The organism is Hominenteromicrobium mulieris (genome assembly GCF_046197855.1).
Taxonomy (GTDB): domain Bacteria; phylum Bacillota; class Clostridia; order Oscillospirales; family Acutalibacteraceae; genus Hominenteromicrobium; species Hominenteromicrobium mulieris.
In genome coordinates this window covers 871,481-892,257 of sequence record NZ_CP173188.1, presented here as the reverse complement: position 1 = coordinate 892,257, position 20,777 = coordinate 871,481, and the positions used below count along the sequence as shown (strand labels likewise).

27 protein-coding genes are annotated in these 20,777 nt (G+C 51.3%); 8 read left to right on the top strand and 19 right to left on the bottom strand.

Going from position 1 to position 20,777, the window contains the following annotated elements; translation table 11 throughout:
- Positions 1-21: 21 nt before the first annotated feature.
- On the bottom strand, positions 22-870 hold the full coding sequence (locus tag ACI0CA_RS04215; RefSeq protein WP_412330948.1) for an HAD family hydrolase: 849 nt from the start codon (positions 868-870) through the stop codon (positions 22-24).
- Positions 871-1,109: 239 nt separating this feature from the next.
- Here ACI0CA_RS04215 and ACI0CA_RS04210 point away from each other — a divergent pair, with 239 nt between their 5' ends.
- From ACI0CA_RS04210 to ACI0CA_RS04200, 3 genes are all read left to right on the top strand, one after another.
- On the top strand, positions 1,110-1,598 hold the full coding sequence (locus tag ACI0CA_RS04210) for a pyridoxamine 5'-phosphate oxidase family protein (protein ID WP_412585473.1): 489 nt from the start codon (positions 1,110-1,112) through the stop codon (positions 1,596-1,598).
- 182 nt (positions 1,599-1,780) lie between these two features.
- Complete coding sequence (locus ACI0CA_RS04205; protein ID WP_308449099.1) at positions 1,781-3,061, top strand: hypothetical protein; 1,281 nt, start codon at positions 1,781-1,783, stop codon at positions 3,059-3,061.
- Positions 3,062-3,092: 31 nt separating this feature from the next.
- Positions 3,093-4,190 (top strand): phosphotransferase enzyme family protein, encoded by a 1,098-nt coding sequence (locus ACI0CA_RS04200; protein ID WP_308449098.1) that lies wholly within the window; start codon positions 3,093-3,095, stop codon positions 4,188-4,190.
- An 80-nt stretch (positions 4,191-4,270) separates the two neighbouring features.
- On the opposite strand, the gene ACI0CA_RS04195 is transcribed toward ACI0CA_RS04200, so the two are convergent.
- Positions 4,271-5,560, bottom strand: a complete 1,290-nt coding sequence (locus tag ACI0CA_RS04195; RefSeq protein WP_176820063.1) for a Gfo/Idh/MocA family protein — start codon at positions 5,558-5,560, stop codon at positions 4,271-4,273.
- Between the two features lie 41 nt (positions 5,561-5,601).
- On the opposite strand from ACI0CA_RS04195, the gene ACI0CA_RS04190 reads away from it, so the two are divergent.
- Positions 5,602-5,730: a hypothetical protein gene (locus ACI0CA_RS04190; protein ID WP_343284822.1), complete on the top strand. Its 129-nt coding sequence runs from the start codon at positions 5,602-5,604 to the stop codon at positions 5,728-5,730.
- A 1-nt stretch (position 5,731) separates the two neighbouring features.
- Here the strand turns inward: ACI0CA_RS04190 and ACI0CA_RS04185 are convergent, their stop codons facing one another.
- A complete protein-coding gene (locus ACI0CA_RS04185) occupies positions 5,732-7,114 on the bottom strand; it encodes a citrate synthase (protein WP_373367776.1) in 1,383 nt (460 codons plus the stop codon).
- Positions 7,111-7,251, bottom strand: coding sequence for a hypothetical protein (locus ACI0CA_RS04180; protein WP_446807056.1), 141 nt, complete (start codon positions 7,249-7,251; stop codon positions 7,111-7,113). The genes ACI0CA_RS04185 and ACI0CA_RS04180 overlap by 4 nt, the downstream gene beginning before the upstream one ends.
- An 86-nt stretch (positions 7,252-7,337) precedes the next feature.
- Here ACI0CA_RS04180 and ACI0CA_RS04175 point away from each other — a divergent pair, with 86 nt between their 5' ends.
- On the top strand, positions 7,338-8,249 hold the full coding sequence (locus ACI0CA_RS04175) for a SpoIID/LytB domain-containing protein (RefSeq protein WP_395506629.1): 912 nt from the start codon (positions 7,338-7,340) through the stop codon (positions 8,247-8,249).
- 58 nt (positions 8,250-8,307) lie between these two features.
- Here the strand turns inward: ACI0CA_RS04175 and ACI0CA_RS04170 are convergent, their stop codons facing one another.
- From ACI0CA_RS04170 to ACI0CA_RS04100, 15 genes are all read right to left on the bottom strand, one after another.
- Positions 8,308-8,442 carry a hypothetical protein gene (locus tag ACI0CA_RS04170; protein WP_308449095.1) on the bottom strand — a complete coding sequence of 45 codons (135 nt, stop codon included), beginning with the start codon at positions 8,440-8,442 and terminating at the stop codon, positions 8,308-8,310.
- Between the two features lie 86 nt (positions 8,443-8,528).
- Positions 8,529-9,143 (bottom strand): hypothetical protein, encoded by a 615-nt coding sequence (locus ACI0CA_RS04165; protein ID WP_412267127.1) that lies wholly within the window; start codon positions 9,141-9,143, stop codon positions 8,529-8,531.
- 15 nt (positions 9,144-9,158) lie between these two features.
- Entirely contained in the window at positions 9,159-9,980 is an 822-nt protein-coding gene (locus tag ACI0CA_RS04160; RefSeq protein WP_412267125.1) for an HAD family hydrolase, read from the bottom strand.
- 8 nt (positions 9,981-9,988) lie between these two features.
- Positions 9,989-10,144: a hypothetical protein gene (locus ACI0CA_RS04155; protein ID WP_395506632.1), complete on the bottom strand. Its 156-nt coding sequence runs from the start codon at positions 10,142-10,144 to the stop codon at positions 9,989-9,991.
- 87 nt (positions 10,145-10,231) lie between these two features.
- The gene (locus ACI0CA_RS04150) at positions 10,232-10,387 is read right to left on the bottom strand and encodes a helix-turn-helix domain-containing protein (RefSeq protein WP_308449091.1); all 156 of its coding nucleotides are present in this window, start codon (positions 10,385-10,387) and stop codon (positions 10,232-10,234) included.
- Complete coding sequence (locus ACI0CA_RS04145) at positions 10,351-11,190, bottom strand: acyltransferase (protein ID WP_395506633.1); 840 nt, start codon at positions 11,188-11,190, stop codon at positions 10,351-10,353. The genes ACI0CA_RS04150 and ACI0CA_RS04145 overlap by 37 nt, the downstream gene beginning before the upstream one ends.
- A gap of 31 nt (positions 11,191-11,221) precedes the next feature.
- A complete protein-coding gene (locus tag ACI0CA_RS04140) occupies positions 11,222-11,647 on the bottom strand; it encodes a type IV pilin protein (RefSeq protein WP_308449089.1) in 426 nt (141 codons plus the stop codon).
- A 127-nt stretch (positions 11,648-11,774) separates the two neighbouring features.
- On the bottom strand, positions 11,775-12,242 hold the full coding sequence (locus tag ACI0CA_RS04135; RefSeq protein ID WP_308449088.1) for a hypothetical protein: 468 nt from the start codon (positions 12,240-12,242) through the stop codon (positions 11,775-11,777).
- 10 nt (positions 12,243-12,252) lie between these two features.
- A complete protein-coding gene (locus ACI0CA_RS04130; RefSeq protein WP_343284817.1) occupies positions 12,253-13,932 on the bottom strand; it encodes a recombinase family protein in 1,680 nt (559 codons plus the stop codon).
- Between the two features lie 14 nt (positions 13,933-13,946).
- Positions 13,947-14,957 (bottom strand): virulence RhuM family protein, encoded by a 1,011-nt coding sequence (locus ACI0CA_RS04125; protein WP_308449086.1) that lies wholly within the window; start codon positions 14,955-14,957, stop codon positions 13,947-13,949.
- An 83-nt stretch (positions 14,958-15,040) separates the two neighbouring features.
- Positions 15,041-15,217 carry a hypothetical protein gene (locus ACI0CA_RS04120; RefSeq protein WP_308449150.1) on the bottom strand — a complete coding sequence of 59 codons (177 nt, stop codon included), beginning with the start codon at positions 15,215-15,217 and terminating at the stop codon, positions 15,041-15,043.
- Positions 15,207-16,187 (bottom strand): MobV family relaxase, encoded by a 981-nt coding sequence (gene mobV / locus ACI0CA_RS04115; protein ID WP_343284816.1) that lies wholly within the window; start codon positions 16,185-16,187, stop codon positions 15,207-15,209. The genes ACI0CA_RS04120 and mobV overlap by 11 nt, the downstream gene beginning before the upstream one ends.
- Positions 16,188-16,400: an LLM class flavin-dependent oxidoreductase gene (locus ACI0CA_RS04110; protein ID WP_308449085.1), complete on the bottom strand. Its 213-nt coding sequence runs from the start codon at positions 16,398-16,400 to the stop codon at positions 16,188-16,190.
- Between the two features lie 400 nt (positions 16,401-16,800).
- Positions 16,801-18,171 carry a phage/plasmid primase, P4 family gene (locus tag ACI0CA_RS04105; protein ID WP_446806531.1) on the bottom strand — a complete coding sequence of 457 codons (1,371 nt, stop codon included), beginning with the start codon at positions 18,169-18,171 and terminating at the stop codon, positions 16,801-16,803.
- Positions 18,143-18,763 carry a CHC2 zinc finger domain-containing protein gene (locus tag ACI0CA_RS04100; protein ID WP_446806532.1) on the bottom strand — a complete coding sequence of 207 codons (621 nt, stop codon included), beginning with the start codon at positions 18,761-18,763 and terminating at the stop codon, positions 18,143-18,145. The genes ACI0CA_RS04105 and ACI0CA_RS04100 overlap by 29 nt, the downstream gene beginning before the upstream one ends.
- A gap of 231 nt (positions 18,764-18,994) precedes the next feature.
- Between ACI0CA_RS04100 and ACI0CA_RS04095 the strand changes: the two genes are divergently transcribed.
- The 3 genes from ACI0CA_RS04095 to ACI0CA_RS04085 are packed head-to-tail and all read left to right on the top strand — an operon-like array spanning position 18,995 to position 20,693.
- Positions 18,995-19,201 (top strand): helix-turn-helix domain-containing protein, encoded by a 207-nt coding sequence (locus ACI0CA_RS04095; protein ID WP_022221240.1) that lies wholly within the window; start codon positions 18,995-18,997, stop codon positions 19,199-19,201.
- A gap of 3 nt (positions 19,202-19,204) precedes the next feature.
- Positions 19,205-20,050, top strand: a complete 846-nt coding sequence (locus ACI0CA_RS04090) for a helix-turn-helix domain-containing protein (protein ID WP_308449081.1) — start codon at positions 19,205-19,207, stop codon at positions 20,048-20,050.
- Positions 20,031-20,693, top strand: a complete 663-nt coding sequence (locus ACI0CA_RS04085) for a sigma-70 family RNA polymerase sigma factor (RefSeq protein WP_308449080.1) — start codon at positions 20,031-20,033, stop codon at positions 20,691-20,693. Before ACI0CA_RS04090 ends, ACI0CA_RS04085 begins: the two co-directional genes overlap by 20 nt.
- Positions 20,694-20,777 lie beyond the last annotated feature (84 nt).

Sequence of the window (20,777 nt, the reverse complement as noted above, 5' to 3'; positions counted from 1 at the left end):
GGTGCTTTTATATTTTTCTTTTTATCTCAGTGCAAACCGCTCCACGGCTTCCGCGAAGCCGTCTTCGATACACGGTGCGACGACGGCGTCGGCAATCGCTTTCGCTTCCTCTATGCCGTTGCCGACGACGGCGGCGAAGCCTGCGGCTTTCAGCATACCGAGGTCGTTGCCGTTATCGCCCGCCGCCATGGTGTTTTTGGGATCGATGCCGAGGACCTTGCAGAGCGAATACAGTGCGGTGCCTTTATCGCAGCCCTTTTTATTGATCTCGATGTTATCGACGTTCGAGAATGTAAGCTCGATGCCGCCTAACTTTTGCAGGCGGGCCAAAATTTCCGGGCGGACGCTTTCCGGAATGAACATCATATTGATCTTTTCCGGCTCGGCGTGCGTTTCTTTTAAATACGCGGAGAGGTTGTCCGTGAACGTATAATCTTTTGTGAGGAAGTAATATTTTTCTTCCGGGAAGCCGAAAATGGTGCGGGCTTTATCCGGGTTGCCGCGCTTTGTAACGCCGCGCCCGTGCACGTAGTATTCCACATAAAGCTCGTAATCGTCAAAAATTTTCTGCACTTCGAGCGCGGTCTCGGTGGGAATGAGATCGGTGCAGAGCACTTTGTTTTCCAGAATATCCCACACGGCGCCGCCGTTTGAGGTGATGGCGTAGCGGATAAACGGCAGCTCGGTGAGGCACGGCGGAATAAAATTGCGCACGCGTCCTGTGGCCGGGACGACCAGAATGTCTGCGTCGTTCGCCTTTTCCATGGCGCGGCGGTTGCGCTCTGAAAGCTCCGCGAAGCCGTGCAGCGTGGTGCCGTCCAGATCGAACGCGATGAGCTTGATGTTTCTTTTTGCTTCTGTGTTTTCCATATATACAGATATGGACTGCCGTGCAGTCCATTGCGCTCCTTTCCGAAAGTCATACCAATTAAATATACTGTAAAACCCGGAATAAAACAAGGGCTTATGCGAAATTTGGCAATTTCACAGCGAAATTTTGCAATTTCTCGTCGAAAATTCGCGTGTTTTTTGAAAACGGTTGTTTTCGGCACTATGCAATGCTATACTAAAGCCAACAAAGGACAAGGAGTTGTTTTGAATTGATGGATATGGCAAAACCAGACATGACCAAAATGCGCCGCGCCGACCGCGCGATTTCCCGCGAGGATGCGCTTGCGGTCATTGACCGCTGCGCTTACGGCACACTTTCCCTTATTGCGACGGACGGCACGCCGTATGCGGTGGCACTGAACGTGGTGCGTGACGGCAAGAAGCTGTTCTTCCACAGCGCGCCGGAGGGGCTGAAGGTCGACTCTCTGCGCGAAAATCCGCAGGTTTGCCTGCTGTTTGTGGAAAACCCGACGATCTACGAAAAGGGGCTGACGACGCTCTATACCTCCACTGTGGTGCGCGGCAAAGTGACAGAAATAACCGATTTCGATGAAAAACGCCGTGCGCTGCGTCTGCTTTGCGACCGTTTTGTGCCGAGTTTGACGAAAGAGGAAACCGGCTGCGTGGAGACGGGGCCGAAATCGACGGGTGTGTGGTGCATTGAGATTGAGTCTGTCACCGGCAAGCAGAACCGCCGCATGGGCTGATTTTTAAGAGATATAGAATTGTATAAGGCACAAATGTGTTTCGTAGTGTCGAAAAATTCGTGCTGCGGAACATTTCTTTGTGGAATTTGTTGAAAGAAGCGACCAAATATGGTATACTGAAAAAAATTGTGTGCGATTTAGGGGTTCGTGCACACAAACTTGGAAAAGTGAGGCGTTTTAAAATGCTTTTACCGGTCGTTTTTCTGTGCAATGCACTTTTATTATTGACGGTTTTAAACAGCCGCTTTCGGCTGCTGGCGGAGGCCATTGTTTCGGGCGGCGTGTTTGTGCTTTCTATTTTGCTGAATCTGCTGCTCTCCCCTGCCTTTAACGACGCGACGGGGCAGTTCGGCAACGGCATGAATGTGCTCTTATTGCTGGTTGCGGCGGTATTCCTCTACACGAACAATTTGGCGCAGAAGCTGAGCCTTTCTCTTTTGATGATCTGCAACTACGCATTTTTGCTTCCCGTGACGACCACGCTTTTGAAAGCGCTGCCGTTTGCGGGCGACGGCATATGGTCGGCGGTCATCGGCGGCTTACTGTACATTGTGCTGACATTCCTCTCTTTTATGACGCTGGCACACCCGTTTCGCTATTTTGCACAGCGCGGCGTTTCGGTGCTGTCTGTGGGTCTGTGTGTCTCCCTGACAATATGTTTATTCTGTGCAAACGGAATTTTGCCGGCGTTTTTCGGGCTGAACAGCGTAACGCAGCGCCTTATTCTGACAGCGGCGCTGTACCTTGTTTTGGCGTTTACGGTGCGTGCGGCGTTTAACGCGGCAAAGTACCAGGAGAACGCCTGCACGGCGGAGCATCGCGAGCAGCTGCTCGGCGCGGAGGCGGATTATTTCCGCGCGATGGTGGGCAACGTGACAAACGCAAAGAACGCGCAGGAGCACCATGATTTTGTTTTGCATGAGATCGCGGCTGAGGCGCAGGACGGCAGCTGCGAAGGCGTACTGAATATCATCAAAAAGGAAACAGTCCTGCACGATCCGTATTTACAGCGATATAGCGAAAACCCGTATGTGAATGCAGTACTGGCAGGCAAGGCGGCCTACGCGGCACACTGCGGCATCGTTTTGGAAAGCAATGTGGAGCTTGGCGCGGTGCGGCTGAAAACCATTGAATTCTGCGCGATTCTGAACGACATGCTGACGCACGCCATCGACTGCGCGGAGCACTCCGGCGCAGAGGAGCCACGCGTGCGCATCACGGCGCTGCCGGTGGAAAACCGCATCACGTTTGAGGCGGTGTACTCGGCGCAGAAAAAGCAGAAAAAGCGCACACCGGCGACGAAGAGCTCCGTGAATGACCTTGTACATAAGCTGTTTGAGCCGAAAAAGCCGCAGGTGCTCGGCATGGAAGTGGTACGCGGCATTTTGGAGCGGTACAGCGGCGCGATGGATCTTTCCGCGGCGGGCGGTTCCGAAATCTTGCGCATCATCATCAATAATTGACGGTTTTAAATTTACTCTAAGGGGATAAAACATGGCGGACAAAAAGGGAATTCTTTATAACGAGGCCGCAAAGGCGTATTTTTACGGCGACTGTGTAAGCTCCATTGAACCGTACGGCGGCGGGCACATCAACGACACGTTTCTGGCGCGCACGGAAAAGGGCAACTTTGTCTTGCAGCGCGTGAACGGGTATGTGTTCCCACACCCGGATGAGATCATGGACAACATGGTGCACGTGACGAAATTTTTGGCGGAGAAGCTTGAAAAGGCCGGCAAAGACCCGAAGCGCGGCACGCTGACGGTTTTAAAGACGAACGACGGCAAGGATTATTATATCGACAGTGAGGGCAACTACTGGCGCTCGACGATCAATTTGGAGAACACAACGGCGTATGACTTTGCGGAATCTCCGGAGATGCTGAAAAAATCCGGCGCGGCGTTCGGTGCGTTTCAGAACATGCTCTCTGATTACCCGGCAGAGACGCTGCACGAGGTCATCCCGCACTTTCACGACACCCCGGCGCGTTTTGAACAGCTCATGCAGGCGGTGCGCGAGAACAAGGCAGGGCGCTTAAAGAATGTTGCGGCCGAGCTGGAATTTGCAAAGGCACGCGAAACGGACTGCGGGCTTTTGATGAACCTGCTTGAGGAGGGCAAGCTGCCGCTGAAGGTGACGCACAACGACACGAAAATGAGCAACGTTTTGATCGATAACGCGACGGGTGACGCGGTGTGCGTCATCGATCTTGACACGGTGATGCCGGGCCTTGCGGCGTTTGACTTCGGTGATTCCATCCGCGCGGGCGCTTCCACCGGTGCGGAGGACGAAACCGATCTGACGAAGGTGCACTTCAGCGTGCCGCTCTTTAAGGCGTACACGGAAGGCTTCCTCGGCGAAGCCGGCAAGGCGCTGACCGAGACGGAAATCCGCACGCTGCCGGACGGTGCGAAGCTGATGACGTTTGAGGTGGGTATCCGCTTCCTTGCGGACTACCTGAACGGCGATGTGTACTTTAAGACGAAGTACCCGCAGCACAACTTAGACCGCGCACGCAACCAGTTCCACCTTGTGGCGGAAATGGAAGCAAAGCGCGATGAGACGCAGGCCGTTGTGGACACGTATTTGTGATGAAATATTAAATTGAACATAGTAAAAAATCCTGCACAGCTTATAATGCGTGCAGGACTTTTTATGTTCAGATTGTTAAATTACTTGCCGTTTTTGAACGCATCCATGTTGATGAGCTCGCCGCCGCGGAGGCGGGATTCTTCGGCTGCGAGCGCCATGAAGTGGCTTTCGAGGGAGTGCTCCAGCGTGGTGGTGCGCTCGGTGGCTTCGGTCTCGTTGATGAGCATATCGAGGAAGTCGTTCACGATGCCGCTGTCGCCGCCGCCGTGACCCTTGAGGTCGTTTGCAAGGAGCTTGACATCGATGATTTCTTCCGGCTCGCCGAAGACGCGGACGTGGATTTTATTCGAGAGCATATCGGCTTCGATCTCACCGTTCGTGCCCATGGCCTTGAAATAACGGTAGCACTTTTCGGTAAACGCGCACATGGTGAAGCTCATGGTTGTGCCGTCCTCGAAGAGGAGGTTCGTCTGCTGGTGGTCGACGACGTTGTTGTCGCACATATAGACACAGCGGCCGTACTGACCGTTTTTCAGTGCTTCATAGGTGCGCTCTTCGGTGGGGTTCACGCCGCAGGCAACACCCGCCATCCACGTATTGCCGTTGCGGATGCCCGTTGCGGGGTTCGTGATGTAGATCTTCTCGGCGTCGAACTTGCAGTTTTCCTTCGCTTTGCAGCCGCCGAGGCAGTACGGCGTTGCGCCCTCCGGTGCGCACTCCTTTTTGAAGAGGTGCGTATCGCCGACGGAGGAAATGGCCTTACACTTTTTGCCGAGCAGCCAGGTGTAGATGTCCATATCGTGGCAGCACTTCTGGAGGATCATAGGACTTGTCTGGTCGCTGTTGCGCCAGTTGCCGCGCACAAAGGAGTGCGCCTGGTGCCAGTAGCCGACGTTCTCGTTTGCACAGACGGAGACGACATCGCCGATCTTTTTGCTGTCGAGAATGGACTTTAATGTATTATAGAACGTGGTATAGCGCAGAACATGACATACGATGATCTTGCCGGGGCAGTGCTTTGCAACCTCGATGATACGCTTGCACTCCTGAAGATCCGGGGAGATCGGCTTTTCCATCAGGATATTATAGCCCTTTTCAAGCGCCGGAATGGCGTGGTTGACGTGCTGGCGATCCATGGTGGAAACGACCATGACATCGGCAAGCTTATCCTGCGCGAGCATTTCCTCTGCGCTCGTGAAGCAAAGCTCATCCTTGATGCCGTAGAGCTCTTTCGCTTTCTGTACCTTTTCCGGGTTGATATCCGCCACGGCGACGACCTTCATGCGGTCCGGGAAAAGCTTCTGCATGGAAGCGTATGTGCTGCCGCGGTCGCCGAAGCCGGCGATGGCAAATGTGATGGGTGCTTTCATGGATTTTACCCCCTCTTCCTTTCGTAGAGAAACGAGATTTAATGGAATTATACAAACGGAAAGGTGCGGGCGAAGACAGGGCCGTCGCACACACCTTGCTGCTTTCTGAATTTGATTATACGGGCAATAACGGCAAAAAGCAAGCCGTTTTGGGCTTTTATGCCGTTTAATTTACAAAACAGACTTTGCATCGTAATGGCGGTCCTTGAGCGGGATGTAGGTCTGACCGGTGGGCAGCGCGCGGTACGCCGGGCGGATGATGCGGCCGCCCGTTGTGAGCTCCTCAATGCGGTGGGCGCACCAGCCGGAGATACGCGAAACGGCGAACATGGGCGTGTAGAGATCTTCCGGAATGCCAAGCATCTCATAGACGAGCCCGGAATAAAAATCGACGTTGGCGCATACTACTTTCTCGTTCCCCGTAACTTTATGGAACGCGTCCGGAGCTAAGCGCTCGATGCGCTCATACAGCGCGAACTGGTCGGCGTAGCCGGTTTTGGCGGCGAGGGAACGCGCCTGTTTTTTGAGCTCGACGGCACGCGGATCGGACAATGTGTAAATGGCGTGACCGATGCCGTAGATGAGGCCGCTCTTGTCCCCCACCTCGCGGCGCAAAATGCGCTCGAGGTAGTTTTCCACTTCGTCATCGCTGTCCCAGTGCTGCACATTCTGCATGATGTCCGTCATCATCTGGCGTACCTTGTGGTTCGCGCCGCCGTGACGGAAGCCCTTCAGGGAGCCGATAGCTGCGGCGATGGTGGAGTAGATATCCGTTTGCGCGGAGGAAAGCACACGCGTGGTAAATGTGGAGTTGTTACCGCCGCCGTGCTCTGCGTGGAGCACCATGCAAAGGTCGAGCAGCTGGGCTTCTTCGTGCGTGAATTGGCGATCCTCGCGCAGGGCATTCAAAATCGCCTCCGCCGTTTTGTGCTGCGGCTCGAACGGGTGGAAAAACATGGTCTGTTTATCGTAATGGCGGCGCTTGACCTGATAGGCATACGTCATGATGGCCGGCATACGCGCAATGAGCGAGATGCTTTGGCGCATGTTATTTTCGAGTGAGAGATCGTCCGGGTCGTCATCGTAGGAATAGAGCGTCAAAACGGCACGCGCGAGCTTATTCATCACGTCGCGCGACGGGTTTTTCATAATGACGTCCTCGGGGAAGTATTCCGGCAGCTCGCGGTTTTCGTAAAGGAGCTGACAGATGCGGTTATACTGGCGTTCATCGGGCAGCTTGCCGAAGATCAAAAGCCACACGACTTCTTCAAAGCCGAAACGTCCTTCCGCGCGGCAGCCGTTGATGATATCCACAACATTCATGCTGCGGTATGTGAGGCGGCCGCTATCCGGAATCTTCACGCCGTCGCTGATGAGGTAGCCGTGCACGTTACAGACGTGCGTAAGGCCGGCCATGACACCGGTGCCGTCGCGGTTGCGCAGGCCGCGTTTGACGTGGTAAAGCTCGTATTCATCCTTTGTAATCTGGTTATTGGCACGATACTCGGCGCAAAGCTCGCTGACTGTTGTGCTGCTTGCACTTTCGTTTATCAATCTTTCCAAAACTGCTCATCCTTTCCTGCGCGGCTCTTCGCACTGCGTTCCGCACATTTTCGCGTAGTAGATATATAATAGCGCAGAGTTGCGGTTTCGTCAAGCATTTTTGAATTATGAAACTCAATATCTTTCATTTTTATCTTGATTTATTCTACAAAAAATAAATTTAGCACAAAATATTGCATGAGTGACAATAAGTTTTTTCATCTTGAGGTGTAAAATGAAGCTGAAATCAAAATGGCCGGTACGCAGGTTTTTCGCGTTTTTGGGTGCGCTGTATCTGTTTTGCGCGGTAACGCCGCTGCTGTTTGCGGAGAACGGCACGGCAAAAAGCGAATCTGTTTTTCGCATTTACGACACGGCAACAGAGACGGTCCGCACAGTGAACGATCTGGATTTTCTCTGCGGGGCGCTGCCGTGTGAGATGGCTGTTTCTGCCCCCGACGAGGCGTTAAAGGCACAAATCATCGCGATACACACGCTCTATGACCGCAAGCGGCGGGAAAACACGGGGAAAGATTTTGATTTTACCTGTGACAGCGCGGAAAAGAGCATCTACACGACCGACGCGGGGCTGACGGACGAAGAACAAAACCGCGTGCGGGCGCTGTGCTTATCGGTGCTCGACAAAGAAATTTATTTTGAAAACGAGCCGATCAACGCGTGTTATTTTGCGATTTCTGCCGGGTGCACGCAGCCGTTTGAAAACGTGTGGCCGGAAAAAAGCTACCCGTACCTCACCGCTGTGGCGTGCCCGAGCGACCTTTTGGCGCAGGGGTTTCAGAGCGCGGCAACGTTTACGGAAGACGAGATACGAGCCGATTTCTCGGAAATTTCATTTGACGATGCGCCGGGAAAATGGTTTTCGGATATTCAATATTTTGACACGGGATATGTGGAAAAGCTTACGGTCTGCGGGGTGGAAATGACAGGCGTGCATGTGCGGGAGGCGCTCGGTTTACGCAGCGCGAGTTTTACGGTGACGTATGAAAACGACGCGTTCACATTTGCGACGCTCGGCTATGGGCACGGCGTGGGCATGAGTCAAGCGGCCGCCATAACGCTTGCGGAAGGCGGCATGACGGTTGACGAAATTTTGGCACGGTTTTACCCGGGAACCGACATAAAATAGGAGATGCCCTGCCGTTTTGCGCATCGGTAGGGCAGTTTTCTTATGGCGTGATAAGATTTTACTTTTTCGGGATAACGGGGATCCAGATAGCGGACTCGTAGTCGGTGCTGTCCGGGTCGCCGTCTGCGGAATACCACTCGATGTTGTACTTGCCGGCAAGGTCGTACTCCTTGTTGCCGGGCAGCCACTCCATTTACGCTCTCCCCTTTTCTCTGTCGCTGTATTCAGTATAGGCGATTTTGCGGTTCGTTTCCTGTCTGAAAGGAAACAAATCTGTCTTTACATTTCAGAAAAAGCGATATCGAGCAGGTGAACGGCGGCTGCACCGCCCATGCGAAGGCATTCATAACAGCGGTTGCAGTAGCACAGCACCGGGATTTGGGGGTCAAACTGCGCGGCATAATGCTGCATGAGAGAGGTTTGCAGGTCTTCGGGCAGCTTGTACAGTGGAGTATTCGGGTAGTTTTTGAGACGCGGATCATCCGTTTCGTAATGCAGGTTGCCGCAGAATATGGATTTTTCACGGTTATGCTCGATCTCTATCGCTTCCGCGTGCATTTTCTTTAAAAGGCTGCGCACGGCTTCGTGGATCTCCGGGTGATTGCGGTCGCGCCAGCAATCCTGCACATAGAATTTTTGACCGTTTAGGTTCGGAAAGTTGAAATCTTTTAAGGCATCGAGATATTCCCACATCGACTGCGTTTTCACTTTGTCTTCGAGCGTTTCGCGGCATGCCTGACAGATGTAAAGCGCGATATCCCCAGGGGAACTCTCTCTTTTGTCGACGCGGCAGCAGCCGGCAACCGGCATTTGCTTTTCAAAATACGCTTTGACTTTTTTTGCCGTTGCGGGACTTGCAGCGCTAAAGTTACAGCTTGGGTAATAAATGTACATATTTTCCTCCGGGATTTAAAAAATTGCGTGCTCCAAAAGCCATTTGGCTACGCCGTCTTCGTTGCTGCTGCCGATGATGGCGGTGGCGGCGGCTTTCAGTTCTTTGTCGGCATTTTGAACGGCGTAAGCTTCGTCCGCAGCGTGGAACATATCAAGGTCGTTTTTGCCGTCGCCGAAGACGACGAGCTTTTCGCAGCCGAGCTTCTCTTTCAGCTCGCGGACGGCGTTCGCTTTGGATGCGGTTTTCGGCATGATTTCGAGCCACTGCTCGCCGGAGTAGATGTCTTTGGAGTAGACAACGTGGTAGGTTTCGCGGTATTTTTCGTAAAATGGCGCGAGTTTTTGCGGATCACCGATGCAGGTGATATAGAAAAGATCGCCGCGCGTGAGCTCTTCTGTCGTATACACCTCGCGGGTACGGGGGTCGTTTACGCGGGTATCGGCAAAGTCCTTCAGGCCGGGCGTGCACTTTTCATAGATAAAGGAAAAATGTTCTCTGCCGTCCACATTTGCGTACACGATGGGGTAGATATTCGCCTTGAAGAGTTCATCTAAAACCGCGTACACGGAAGCGTCAAAGTAATTTGCGAGCAAAATTTCCTCCGTGACGTTATCGCGCACAAACGCCCCGTTATAGATGATAAGCGGAAAGTGCGTGTTGAGCCCCTTAGTGACTGTTTTCGCGGTGACGAGCGAGCGCGCCGTGGCGTAGGAAAACAGCATGCCGCGCGCCGTCAGTGTATTGATTGTTTCCGCCGTGAACGGCGAGACGGTTTGGTCATGACGTAATAATGTGCCGTCTAAATCGGAGACGTAGAGCGTTTTTGGGCCTTTCATGTTTTCCCTCACTTTCGAATTTCGGCGATGAGATATTTTCGGAGCTTTTTGAGGTCGTCTTCGGGGAGGTTCTCTGCCGGATGCGTTTTCCGGCTTTCCGTGATGCGGGTAAGCTGTGTTTTGATTTTGAGAGACAGAGTTTGGCGGGATAGCAGATGGTTCACAAAACCTTCTGCTTCGCAGTATTTTTCTATTATTATATACCGCTTTTTTTCACCGTGTCAACCCAAAACAGTTTTACAAAAATCAAATCAGTTCTGCGCTTCCTCGCGGTTTGCAGAACGGTACTGGGTGGGCGAAACGCCCACGATGGATTTGAAAATACGGTTAAAATGATTGATATTATTGAAGCCACAGGCGTAGCAGATGTTCAGCACACGGTCGTTTGTCTGCGTGAGCATTTCCATGGCCTGACGGATACGCTTTTCGTCACAACCGAACCCGCACCCACAACGGTGTGGTCGCCCAACACCACGCCGGGCAAAACGGTGGAATTCATACCGATCCAGCAGTTTTTGCCGAGCACGATGTCTTTGCCGGGCTGATGCTGCTCCAAATCGGTCAGCACATGGTTCGCCGTGACGAGACCGACATTCGGCGCGATATAACTGCCTTTGCCAATGACGATTTTGGCGGCGAAATTCTGAAAATAGCAGCCGAACGCGTTAAAATCGTTCATATCATCCGGGTCGAAAACCAGATTTTCCGCGCTGCTTACTTCATTGCGGAAAAAAACCGGGAACGGAATATCGCGATTGATGCCCTTTACCTTCTGCATCCACAAGTTTCGCCAGCACCATGTCCAGCCGAGACTGGATTCCTCAAACCAGCGGCCACGCAAAAACTTTTTATCGTAAAACAGCGGCATAATAAGTTTTGAAAAAAAGCTGAATACCGGTCGTTCCAAAAGCATCTCCCCCTTTTCCTCCAGTGTAGAGGAAAAAGTAAAAAACCGCCAGCAGAACTCTCTTTTTTGCTTGACGGATACTACGAAAAAGACATCTTTTATAGCAGCTCCGAAAGCTGCAAGCAGCATATCTTTTGTTGGGTGGAGGTTCAGCATGCCAAGCTTTTTGAGGTTCGGGGTCTCCATCGCTTTCACGGTATCGGCGATATGGCCGAATGTATCAACGCCGACATCGCCAAACGCCTCGGCATCCGGCATAGCACCGATGCCGAGGGAATCGAGAACATAAAAAAGACTTTGCACATAAAATGCACAAAGTCTTCTAAACAAGATATTATTGTGCAGGCAGGCTGAGATGGCACGCTGGGTGTCCGTCGTTACACTCGTATTCGATCGAATAACCCACATCTTTTGTAAAACTCACCGCGCAGAAGCCTGCTTTCATTTTGACTTTCTGCCCGTTCAAAAACGTCACCGAATGCCAGTCGTAAGCTGGGTTTGTGTGCCAATCTACGGGGACTTTCGGGTTTTGCTCCCCTGTTGTCATATAATCCGTTTGTATGTCGGCGTAAAACGACCGCAGGTTCGCCCAGTCCGTTGCGACCCTTGCCTTATGAAGCTGTGCGCTGAAAACCGGAATCGCGACCGCAATGAGTATCGCGATGACAGCCACGACAATCAGCATTTCCATAAGCGTGAAGCCTTTTTTATTTACCCGACGGTACGGTTTTATTTTCTGGAGCAGGACGGTTTTTAACATTTTATCCTCCTATCACAACGAAAAACATAAATACTAATAAAGCCGGATTTTATTATAATAGGTTGGTATTATGTTGTCAACATTTTAGCAGCGTTATCAATTTATCTTGCAGAAAAGCCGTAACGATTTAAGTTTCATACCAAGCCGGGCCGATATACGCGTCCCACTCGACAGAAGTCGTCTGCGGCGTAAAGGCGATGGTGAAAAATGTAAAGTCTACTTCTATGCCGTCCGTAATGCAATCCATGATAATCCGCCGATTTTCCTCAAAGAGGGCAAATACTCTGATTCCCTTTACAAAGCCGGAAAGCATTTCCTTCACCGCATCGGCACCTTCAAGCACGATCTGTTCTCCGACCGGATTACCGTTTTCAATCGGTCTTCTGTTCTCAAACGTTACGCTTTCCATGTGCTCAAACCGAAGTACCGCCCGCTCGATCTCCAAGTCACAATCTCCCGGGTTTTGCTTCGTGTGCTTGTGAATATTCAAATGCGTGGCGCTAAACACAAGTGTGTTTTTATCGAAGCAACCGAGCGAAAGCTCCGCATCATGAAACTCAAAAATATCAAGCTTATTTTCGGCCTTGTACTGCATGAATTTTCACCTACTTGTTCTGTTTTAAGCGTACAACCGTCTCAATATGTGCATCGTTGTCCAAACTCAAACTCATATCCTCCGCAATGATTGGGAGCTTGAACTTGATGGACTTGAGCCACTGACCGTTGGGCTGGCGTTCCTCGTAAATCTGGATTTCAGAGATCAGTTCCTCAATCAGCTGCCGTTTCTCTCTGTCATCCATCTTTCCATAGAGCTGATCGAAGTAGATCAGAACCTTGTAGATATTATCGCCGGTCAGCTTTTCTGCCTCAATGGCCTGTTTCTTGGCTCTGGCTGCAATCAGCAGAGATTCCAATTCTTCAATCTTATCATACATCCCATAGAGCCGATCATCAAGATCAGATTTCCGTCTGCGGTAATGACGGTCGTCTGGGTCAAGAGAGTCGATTTCTTCAATTAGCTTGGATTTGGTAGAATAAGCCTGACGAAGCTGCTTTTCATAGTTGCTGATTTCCTGCTCAATGGCAGAGGTATCCACCTTCATACTGACTTTTTCCTGCATCATGGCGGCGAACTTCGGATTGCTTACCAGCTTGACGATAACCTCCGCCACGGCGCTGTCCAGCAGTTCTTCGTTGATCTGCTTCTTGAAGTCGCATTTATGTCCATGGGTCATCGTGCGGTGCTTGCAGCCGTAATAAAAGAAGTCCTTGTATTTCGTACCATCTGCTTTATGCTTGATGCTTTTGTTTCCATACATTCTTACGCTGCAAACTGGGCATTTCACAATGCCGGACAACAGATGTATTTTTGTATCCTTGTCTCTGTTGACGCGTTCGTATTTTTCCGCTTGTGCCAACAGCTTGACCTGCGCCTTATGCCATAGTTCTTCGGAGACAATTCCCTCATGCAGTCCGTCAACCAGCAAATAGTCATCCTGCTCCACAAGACGGTAATCATTTCGTGTGCCATGCACCTTCTCCGTCCGGCGTCTACCATAGGCGATTTTCCCGCAGTAAACCGGATTTTTCAGAATCCTGCGGATCAACGCAGAATCAAACAGGGGATTTTTCCCGTTTTGCCTTTGGATTTTGTGAATCCCATGGGTTGCAAGGTATTTTGCAAGACCGTTTGCACCGGTATCCGTATGCACATACTGGTCAAAAATTACACGAATTGCTTCTGCCTCTTCCTCGTTGATGAAAAGCTGCCCCTTTTCCAGCTTGTAGCCATAAGGCGCAAAGCCGCCGTTCCATTTCCCCTCACGGGCTTTCTGGATTCTGCCCTCCATCGTCTGCACACGGATGTTTTCACGCTCAATTTCCGCAACCGCCGACAAAACGGAGATCATCAGCTTTCCGGCATCCTTGGAGGAATCAATACCATCCTCGACACAAATCAGATTGACACCGAAATCCTGCATCACCTGCAAGGTGGACAGCACATCCGCCGCATTTCTGCCGAAGCGGGACAGCTTGAACACCAGCACATAGGATACGCCGTCCTTGCCGGACTTGATGTCCTCCATCATCTGATTGAACTGGATTCTGCCCTCTATGGACTTACCGGATTTTCCGGCGTCCTCGTATTCGCCCACGATTTCATAATCGTTGAAGTCAGCAAAGGCTTTCATTCGGGACTTCTGGGCATCCAGAGAATATCCGTCAATCTGCATAGCGGTGGACACCCGCGTGTAGATATAAACTTTTATCTTTTCTTTTTTCATGGGCATATCCTCAGTCAGCCTTGCTTGTTATCCGTTTTCTGCTCCAACAGCTTGATGGAATCCAGATAATCCTGCTCCACTTCGCTGAGGGTGCGGGCTTTGTATTTTCTGTACTCGCCGGTCGCCTTGTCGATGGCCTGCTTGTGGCTGACGCTTCCATTGCCAACCAGTAACTGTTCTCCGCTCATGGTCAGAATCCGATCCAGATGTTCCGACCAATCCTGCATGGTCATGGCCTGTTCCCGTTCTGCCTGTCGTTCCGCAAAATCCAGATATCCGGACACAAGCTGCCCCATAGCACGAAGCTCTTTCTCGTTCAGATAGTTCTTGGCAACTACCACCTCTTTCAGCGTGGGCTGATTGCCCGCAAAGGTGGTCAAGCCCATAAATTCCTTCTCCGCGTCGGCACGTGTGTAAATGACCTCCGCCGCTGTCTGCCCGTGAATGGCATAGTGGATTTTGTTCTGGACTTTCTTGAAAAACTGAATAGAGATTTCCGCCTTGGGGTCATAGTCAATACTGGTGGCGTAGATTTCAAGCACCTGTCGATAAAACACCTTCTCGGAAGCGCGGATGTCGCGGATGCGCTCCAACAGTTCCTTGAAGTATCCGCCGCCGCCCAGATTTTTCAGGCGCTCGTCATCCAGGGCAAAACCCTTTCGCATATACTCCTTCAAAATTCCCGTTGCCCAGATGCGGAACTGCACACCGCGCTGGGATTTCACACGATAGCCAACGGAAATGATGACATCGAGGTTATAGTAATCCACCTGATAGGTTTTGCAGTCAGCGGCAGTTGTTGCAAAATTTGCAACAACTGCTTCTCGCTTCAATTCGCCCTCAGTGAAAATGTTCTTGATATGTCTGGAAATGGTAGATTTGTCTCGCTGAAACAGCTCCGCCATCTGGTCAATGGACAGCCAAACGGTATCTCCATCGAAGGTCGTTTCGATCTTTGTCAAGCCATCCTCTGTGGTATAAATCATCATTTCAGAATTGTTCTGCTCATTCTCCCAGCGTTCCATGGTCACTTCACCTCGTTTTCTGCCATTGCAGGAGCAAAAGCTCCTGCAATGGCGGTTTGGACACTTATTTCATGATAATTATATCATGCCGCTTTCGCTGATTCAATATTATTTTCGTGAATCATATCATCTGCCTCGACTTTTTCGGGCATGGATTCCTCTATGACGAGATCGGGCAGCGCGTCAAGATCCAGAACCACGGCATACTTTTCAATCAAATTTGCCAGCAAAGCAGCGAAGCCGCTCCATTCATCTACCATAGGCAGTCTCCCTCTCTTTCTCCGTTCTGTGCGTATATGCCGCCAGCACTTCCTGCGGAATACGATCCAGCACGGCGACAGCATCCTCATAATCCCGGTGCAGTTTGGCGTCGGCCAGCTTTTTCAAGGTACTTTCCTGCGTGGCCTTGTCCAGCGACCGCGCCAACTGCTCCGTTTTCTTTTTCAGTTTTTTGTTCTCGGCGGTCGTGGCGATAAACGCCGTATTGTACTTTTTCAGCGTCGTGTGCATCTGCTCCACAGCCGGGATATACTTGTCCAAAAAAGCGCCGATTTCTGCTGCTTTTCCCTTGGCATTGAACGCATTGACGCCTGAAAGCAATTCTTCCAGCTTGGCCTTCTGCTTGGTCAGGCGGGTCATTTCCTTGAACACCCTCGGCGGAATATGGTCGCGCCCGGTCTTGCTGGCACTCTCGCCCCGCTCCAAATCGGGGTATTTTTTGACCATATGCTCCCAAAACCTGTCCTGCCACTGCGTCAGCTTCTTCTTGTTGCCGACAATCTCCTTGGCGCAGAGCCGCCCGTCCTCCGTCAGCGGGACAAAAGAAAGGTGCATATGGGGCGTTTTCTCGTCCATATGCACCACGGCGGATATGATGGTTTTCGGGTCTTGGTGCTGCTGAATAAAGTCCAGCGCCTCCTGAAAATAGGCTTTGACCTCGCCCTTTTTCTTACCCTTGAAGAACTCCGGGCTGGCCGTCACCAGCGCTTCCACCACGCGCACGCTGTCCGAGCGTGTACGGCAGCCAGCGTCCTTGATCTGTCGCTCTGCCTCTGCCCGGTATTTTTGTTCCGGCGTAATCAGGTGAAAATTCAAGTGGCTGCGGCTCTTGTCGATGTCTGGATTGCTGGCGTAATTCTCTTTGGTTCGCTCATTGTGTGCTTCAATATTGGAAATTTCCGGTCCTTTGTACTTGGCAAATCGGAGAATGGCAAACTGCGGCTTACTCATTTATCTCTCCCTCCGTTTCCATACAAGGTCATAGCCCAGCACATCAGCAAGCTCCATGACTTCTTTGTAGCGGATGCTCTCCCTTTGCAGCTTGGCAGACAGGTTGGAGACGCTGTCGGACCAACCATATTCGTCATGAAGAAGATCAACAACCTCCTGCATGGTAAAACCGGCGCGGACGATCTGCGCCTTGATTTCGTTGCGTACACTCATATTCAAATCCTCCCATAATTCAGATCATGAAAAAGCGATGCCAACACGCCATTCGGCGCATCCGCTTCGCTGTCTGGTGTAAAAATCTGTTCTGCTCAAATCCGCTGGAAACGCGGCGGTCGATGCCCTTTCATAGGTGAGGGGTATCGACTTTACGAAACCGTGTGGCATTTCATAAAACCGTGCAGATGCACACTTTTTTCGTAATGCCGGTACGCAGTTCCGAGCAGCGCGGTTTCGTGAAGCCATTTCTGTCAACGGTCAAATTCTTTGCGGATTTCACTTGTCTTGATTCACGCCCTCCAAATATAGGTTCTGCCGGTCAGCATTCTTCCTATATAGCGTCGTTTGGGGCAAAACGCTGCGTACATACGTACACAGCACAGTCGCAGAAAAATCATCACCAGTCATCCGGTACGTACGTACGCTCTGAAACATCGGAAAACCCGTTGATATTGGGTCTGGCAACTGCCTCAATACCGAAAAAGCCACATACGCGCCGTCCGGCAGCGTTGGTGATCTTGTTGCAGTATTCCAGATTGTACTTGTTCTGGTTCGCAATCACACTCTCACTGAAGCTGCGGCGCTTTAGCGGCGTCAGATTGTTTTCCTCACACCACATCCGATAAATTTCGTACAATTCCTTGGAGCTGATGGTGCAGTCTGCTTTCAGCCGGATATAGCCCTCTGATTCGAGAAAATCAAAGACGTTGTTGTTATCCCGCCTGACTGCCTCCCGATTATCCCGTGTACGCTGACTTTCTGTGAACTTGAAGTTGTTGGCAACAAGCCGCTGCAAGCCCTCAAACGCCCATAGAAAGATACCCTCGACCTCTGCTTTCATCTTTTCGGCAAGGTCAGGATCATCTACCCGTCCCGCAGGCTTTTCCATGGTGGTCAGCACAAGCTGACGGCGGTAAAATCCGTCGCTTCGGTCATAGAGTGCTTGCAGATCACCGTTGGAGAACGCCAGCAGCCGGGCAAACATCCACCCCTGGTAGCTCTGCTTGCCTTTGCGTTCCAGATCCATCTTGCCTTGGGCGGTCACGATGGACTTGACGTAGTTGGTCTGCCGCAGCGCCTCCATCCGCATATCGTCATCCACGCACAGCAGAATGTGTTCCAGATCGGCACGGGCAAATCGATTTTCGGAGATTTTGCCGATACTGCCGTCCTTCATGCTGCTGCCAAGCAGCGCCCCCAACACCGCGCCGATCTGCGACTTGCCCTCGCCGCCGTTTCCCTTAATCACCATCATGTGCTGCCCTTTGTTGCTGGGAATCAGACAATAACCGATGAACTCCTGCAAGGTGGGGATGTCCTCCGCATACAGCAATCCATCCAAAAAGGATAGCCAGAGGGCAGGTACTGGGGCATCCGGACGGTACGCCACCGGAAGTCTGCTGCGTACAATATCAGGTTTGCCCTCAGTAAAGCTGCCGTCCAGCGCCAACGTGCCGTTTGCCAGATGGATTTTGTCTGTCTCCGGCACGAAATCCTCTACATGAGCCGCCAGCTTCATCACTTCCAGAATGTTTGTGATTTTGCGGGGGATGTTGTTCACGGCGCAGCATTTCAGTTCTTCGTAGATCTCGCCACGAAGCGGCAGATCATCGGTCACTCTGCCGTCCGGCGTAAAGAAAGCACCGTTGGCAAAGATGATTTTCCGGCTGCTCAGAAATTCATCACAGAACAGCGCCTCATTGATATTTGTGCCATCAAACCAGATGGGCGCGTCTAAATTAGCCGATTTCCGTTTCGTCACGGGCATCCACCTCCTTTGCCGTCCGTTTCAGGCGTTCTTCCAGCCGGTCGATCATGCCATCTTTTTGAAGCATATCCACAGTTTTCACACGAGCCTCCAACTCTGCAAAGGTTAAAATATCTGTCAAATCCTCGATATAATCGAGCATCTGGCAGGCTTCCACGAAACGGTCATCAAGAGTATCCTCCGGTGTTTCGGGTGCGTACTGCACCTTCCAATGCTCCAAAAGATGCAGATAATCGCATAACACCCGCCGACAGTGCAGTTTCTCTCTCTGGAACGCCTTTGCCAGCGGGTATTTCGGTTTCCGCAGTGCTGCCGCAGCAGGGGGCTTGTCCGGGTCAATCCCAAAGTCATACGCCAGCTTCTGCGCCGCCTCATAGTTGCTCAGATTGAACAGCCTTGCCGTAAGGCCGATCACGTCACCAGTTGCTCCGCAACCGAAGCAGTAGAAGTAATCCTCATTCAGCTTCATGCTGGGCGTGTGGTCATTGTGGAAGGGGCAGCAGGCCATATTGCCGCGCCCGACCTTCAAACCGTAGTGTTCGGCAGCTTGTCTCACTGTGACCACCGCCTTGACGTTTTCAAAAAGATTCATACAAATACCTCCGTAATTTTTTGACAATTTCCTCTTGTCACCTGAATATACGGAGAAAAACGGGTTGAGCCGGAAAATCCGGCATTTCCGCAAAAAAAAAGAAAAAGCCGCCCTGAATTTTTGCAAAAATGCAAAAATCACAGGACGGCGAATGTTCACAAGATATGCCTTGATATTATTCCACTTATTGAATATAATAAAGTTAGTTTTGGGGAAGGAGGGCGAATGCGAATGAAATACCTGTCAACCTTTGAAGCAGCAGAGAAATGGGGCATCTCCCATCGGCGCGTGAACGTTCTCTGTAATGAGGGGCGCATCACCGGCGCACAGCGGGCAGGAAGCCGCTGGATTATCCCGGCGGATGCAGAAAAGCCTGCCGATGCCAGAATCCGAAGCGGAAAATATATCAAAAAGCCGACAGAGGAAAGGGGGACATAAGCGATGGCGAACACCTTTTTACCCGGTACTGTCCGGGAGCGCATTGCCGATCTGATGAAATACCATAAAGTATCCCAGACAGACCTTGCGCTGAAAATCGGCTGCGGAGACAGCTTACTCAGCCGGTTTCTGACCGGAAAGACGGACAAGCTCGGAGACGAGAATATCATCCGTATTGCCAGAGCTTTTAATGTCTCCACCGACTTTCTTTTAGGCATAACCAATGTCCCTGACAAAAAGAATTATGCCATTGACGAGCTTGGCTTATCTGCACAGGCGGCAAGAAACCTCTATGCCGGAAAAGCAAACGCTCAGGTAGTCAATTACCTGCTGGAAAGCCCTCGTTTTCTTGATTTGACCTACATATTGGAGCAGTATTTCAACGATACGGTTGCCGCCGGGTATGCTGCACAGAACCAGCTATATACGACTATCAGTAGCCTGACGCGGAAAACGGTAAAAACGGAAGCTGGCGAACAAGCTGCACGGGACATCGCACATCTGAGAACATCAGTTTATCAAGCTGACCTTGTCACCATTGAAAATCAGTTTATGCTGGCGGTCAAGGAAGTGAAAAAGGAAATCGGCAATGACTTTGCTGCCATGCAGTCGATGACCGCAGAGCAAGCTAAAAGAATGTTTACAGAGGTTGCAAAGGGACAGGATATGACAAATCCAACCATTACACCGGAGCAGGTATCTGATCTGATTATCGGCAGTGTGGCTGGCTTGGATGGTGTCAATCGGGATGCGTTGAATACGCTTGGACAGGCGTTGACTGGCTTTTTCCAGACCACCTTAGAGCAAGCCCCATTACAGGAGAAGGGCGATGAAGAAGCAGGACAATGAGCAGCTTTGTGCGCTGGCTCAAAAAGGGGACACAGAGGCTCGTGACCTTCTTCTGAAAAACAATATGGGTTTCATCCGCAAAACCGCCAATGAGATTTATATGAAGTCCAATCTGGCAGAGAGTGACCTCAGTACAGAAACCAGCGATCTGGAACAGGAGGGCTGCCTCGGTCTGCTGACCGCCATTCCCCTCTTTGACAGCAGTAAGGGCATCAAGTTTTTGACTTACGCCGCACCGTTCATCCGCAACACCATGACCGACCTGATACGGGATGTTTTCTCCCAATATGAGCAGAGAATGACCAGCACCACAGACGGACTTGCCTTGCAGAAAATCCGGTTGGATGAGATCCTTCCCGGTGAGGAACGGCTGATGCGCATTGAAGCCATTGCTGATCCGACCGTCAAATCTCCGGAACAGATTTATGTGGACAAAGAAACCATGCGTGAGCTGTACGAAGGTTTGGGCAGACTTTCCGAGCGTGAGCAAGCCTATCTGCTGTACCGCTATGGCTTTACGGACGATGTGGAGCATACGATGATCGGCTCAGCAATTCATTTCAATCTGCGGGAGAGCCGCGCAAAGACGTTAGAAGATACTGCGATGGACAACCTCTGGCTGGAACTGCCGTGGTGGTTTTAGTGTGTCGCTGCGGCGGGACGAGGGCGGTATATACCTCTGCTTCCTTCTCCGGCCAGTCGGATTTTGCTTCTCAAAAATCCTGCA

Coding starts and splice junctions, on each gene's coding strand:
- ACI0CA_RS04190 (WP_343284822.1), top strand. CDS start 5,602: ATGGAATTATACAAACGGAAAGGTGCGGGCGAAGACAGGGCCGTCGCA.
- ACI0CA_RS04175 (WP_395506629.1), top strand. CDS start 7,338: ATGAAGCTGAAATCAAAATGGCCGGTACGCAGGTTTTTCGCGTTTTTG.
- ACI0CA_RS04120 (WP_308449150.1), bottom strand. CDS start 15,217: ATGGTAGATGAATGGAGCGGCTTCGCTGCTTTGCTGGCAAATTTGATT.
- ACI0CA_RS04090 (WP_308449081.1), top strand. CDS start 19,205: ATGGCGAACACCTTTTTACCCGGTACTGTCCGGGAGCGCATTGCCGAT.
- ACI0CA_RS04100 (WP_446806532.1), bottom strand. CDS start 18,763: ATGAATCTTTTTGAAAACGTCAAGGCGGTGGTCACAGTGAGACAAGCT.
- ACI0CA_RS04105 (WP_446806531.1), bottom strand. CDS start 18,171: ATGCCCGTGACGAAACGGAAATCGGCTAATTTAGACGCGCCCATCTGG.
- ACI0CA_RS04165 (WP_412267127.1), bottom strand. CDS start 9,143: ATGTACATTTATTACCCAAGCTGTAACTTTAGCGCTGCAAGTCCCGCA.
- ACI0CA_RS04205 (WP_308449099.1), top strand. CDS start 1,781: ATGCTTTTACCGGTCGTTTTTCTGTGCAATGCACTTTTATTATTGACG.
- ACI0CA_RS04210 (WP_412585473.1), top strand. CDS start 1,110: ATGGCAAAACCAGACATGACCAAAATGCGCCGCGCCGACCGCGCGATT.
- ACI0CA_RS04095 (WP_022221240.1), top strand. CDS start 18,995: ATGAAATACCTGTCAACCTTTGAAGCAGCAGAGAAATGGGGCATCTCC.
- ACI0CA_RS04170 (WP_308449095.1), bottom strand. CDS start 8,442: ATGGAGTGGCTGCCCGGCAACAAGGAGTACGACCTTGCCGGCAAGTAC.
- ACI0CA_RS04180 (WP_446807056.1), bottom strand. CDS start 7,251: ATGAAAGATATTGAGTTTCATAATTCAAAAATGCTTGACGAAACCGCA.
- ACI0CA_RS04160 (WP_412267125.1), bottom strand. CDS start 9,980: ATGAAAGGCCCAAAAACGCTCTACGTCTCCGATTTAGACGGCACATTA.
- ACI0CA_RS04200 (WP_308449098.1), top strand. CDS start 3,093: ATGGCGGACAAAAAGGGAATTCTTTATAACGAGGCCGCAAAGGCGTAT.
- ACI0CA_RS04195 (WP_176820063.1), bottom strand. CDS start 5,560: ATGAAAGCACCCATCACATTTGCCATCGCCGGCTTCGGCGACCGCGGC.
- ACI0CA_RS04085 (WP_308449080.1), top strand. CDS start 20,031: ATGAAGAAGCAGGACAATGAGCAGCTTTGTGCGCTGGCTCAAAAAGGG.
- ACI0CA_RS04125 (WP_308449086.1), bottom strand. CDS start 14,957: ATGGAACGCTGGGAGAATGAGCAGAACAATTCTGAAATGATGATTTAT.
- ACI0CA_RS04140 (WP_308449089.1), bottom strand. CDS start 11,647: ATGTTAAAAACCGTCCTGCTCCAGAAAATAAAACCGTACCGTCGGGTA.
- ACI0CA_RS04215 (WP_412330948.1), bottom strand. CDS start 870: ATGGAAAACACAGAAGCAAAAAGAAACATCAAGCTCATCGCGTTCGAT.
- ACI0CA_RS04110 (WP_308449085.1), bottom strand. CDS start 16,400: ATGAGTGTACGCAACGAAATCAAGGCGCAGATCGTCCGCGCCGGTTTT.
- ACI0CA_RS04135 (WP_308449088.1), bottom strand. CDS start 12,242: ATGCAGTACAAGGCCGAAAATAAGCTTGATATTTTTGAGTTTCATGAT.
- ACI0CA_RS04150 (WP_308449091.1), bottom strand. CDS start 10,387: ATGGAAATGCTCACGCAGACAAACGACCGTGTGCTGAACATCTGCTAC.
- mobV (WP_343284816.1), bottom strand. CDS start 16,187: ATGAGTAAGCCGCAGTTTGCCATTCTCCGATTTGCCAAGTACAAAGGA.
- ACI0CA_RS04130 (WP_343284817.1), bottom strand. CDS start 13,932: ATGAAAAAAGAAAAGATAAAAGTTTATATCTACACGCGGGTGTCCACC.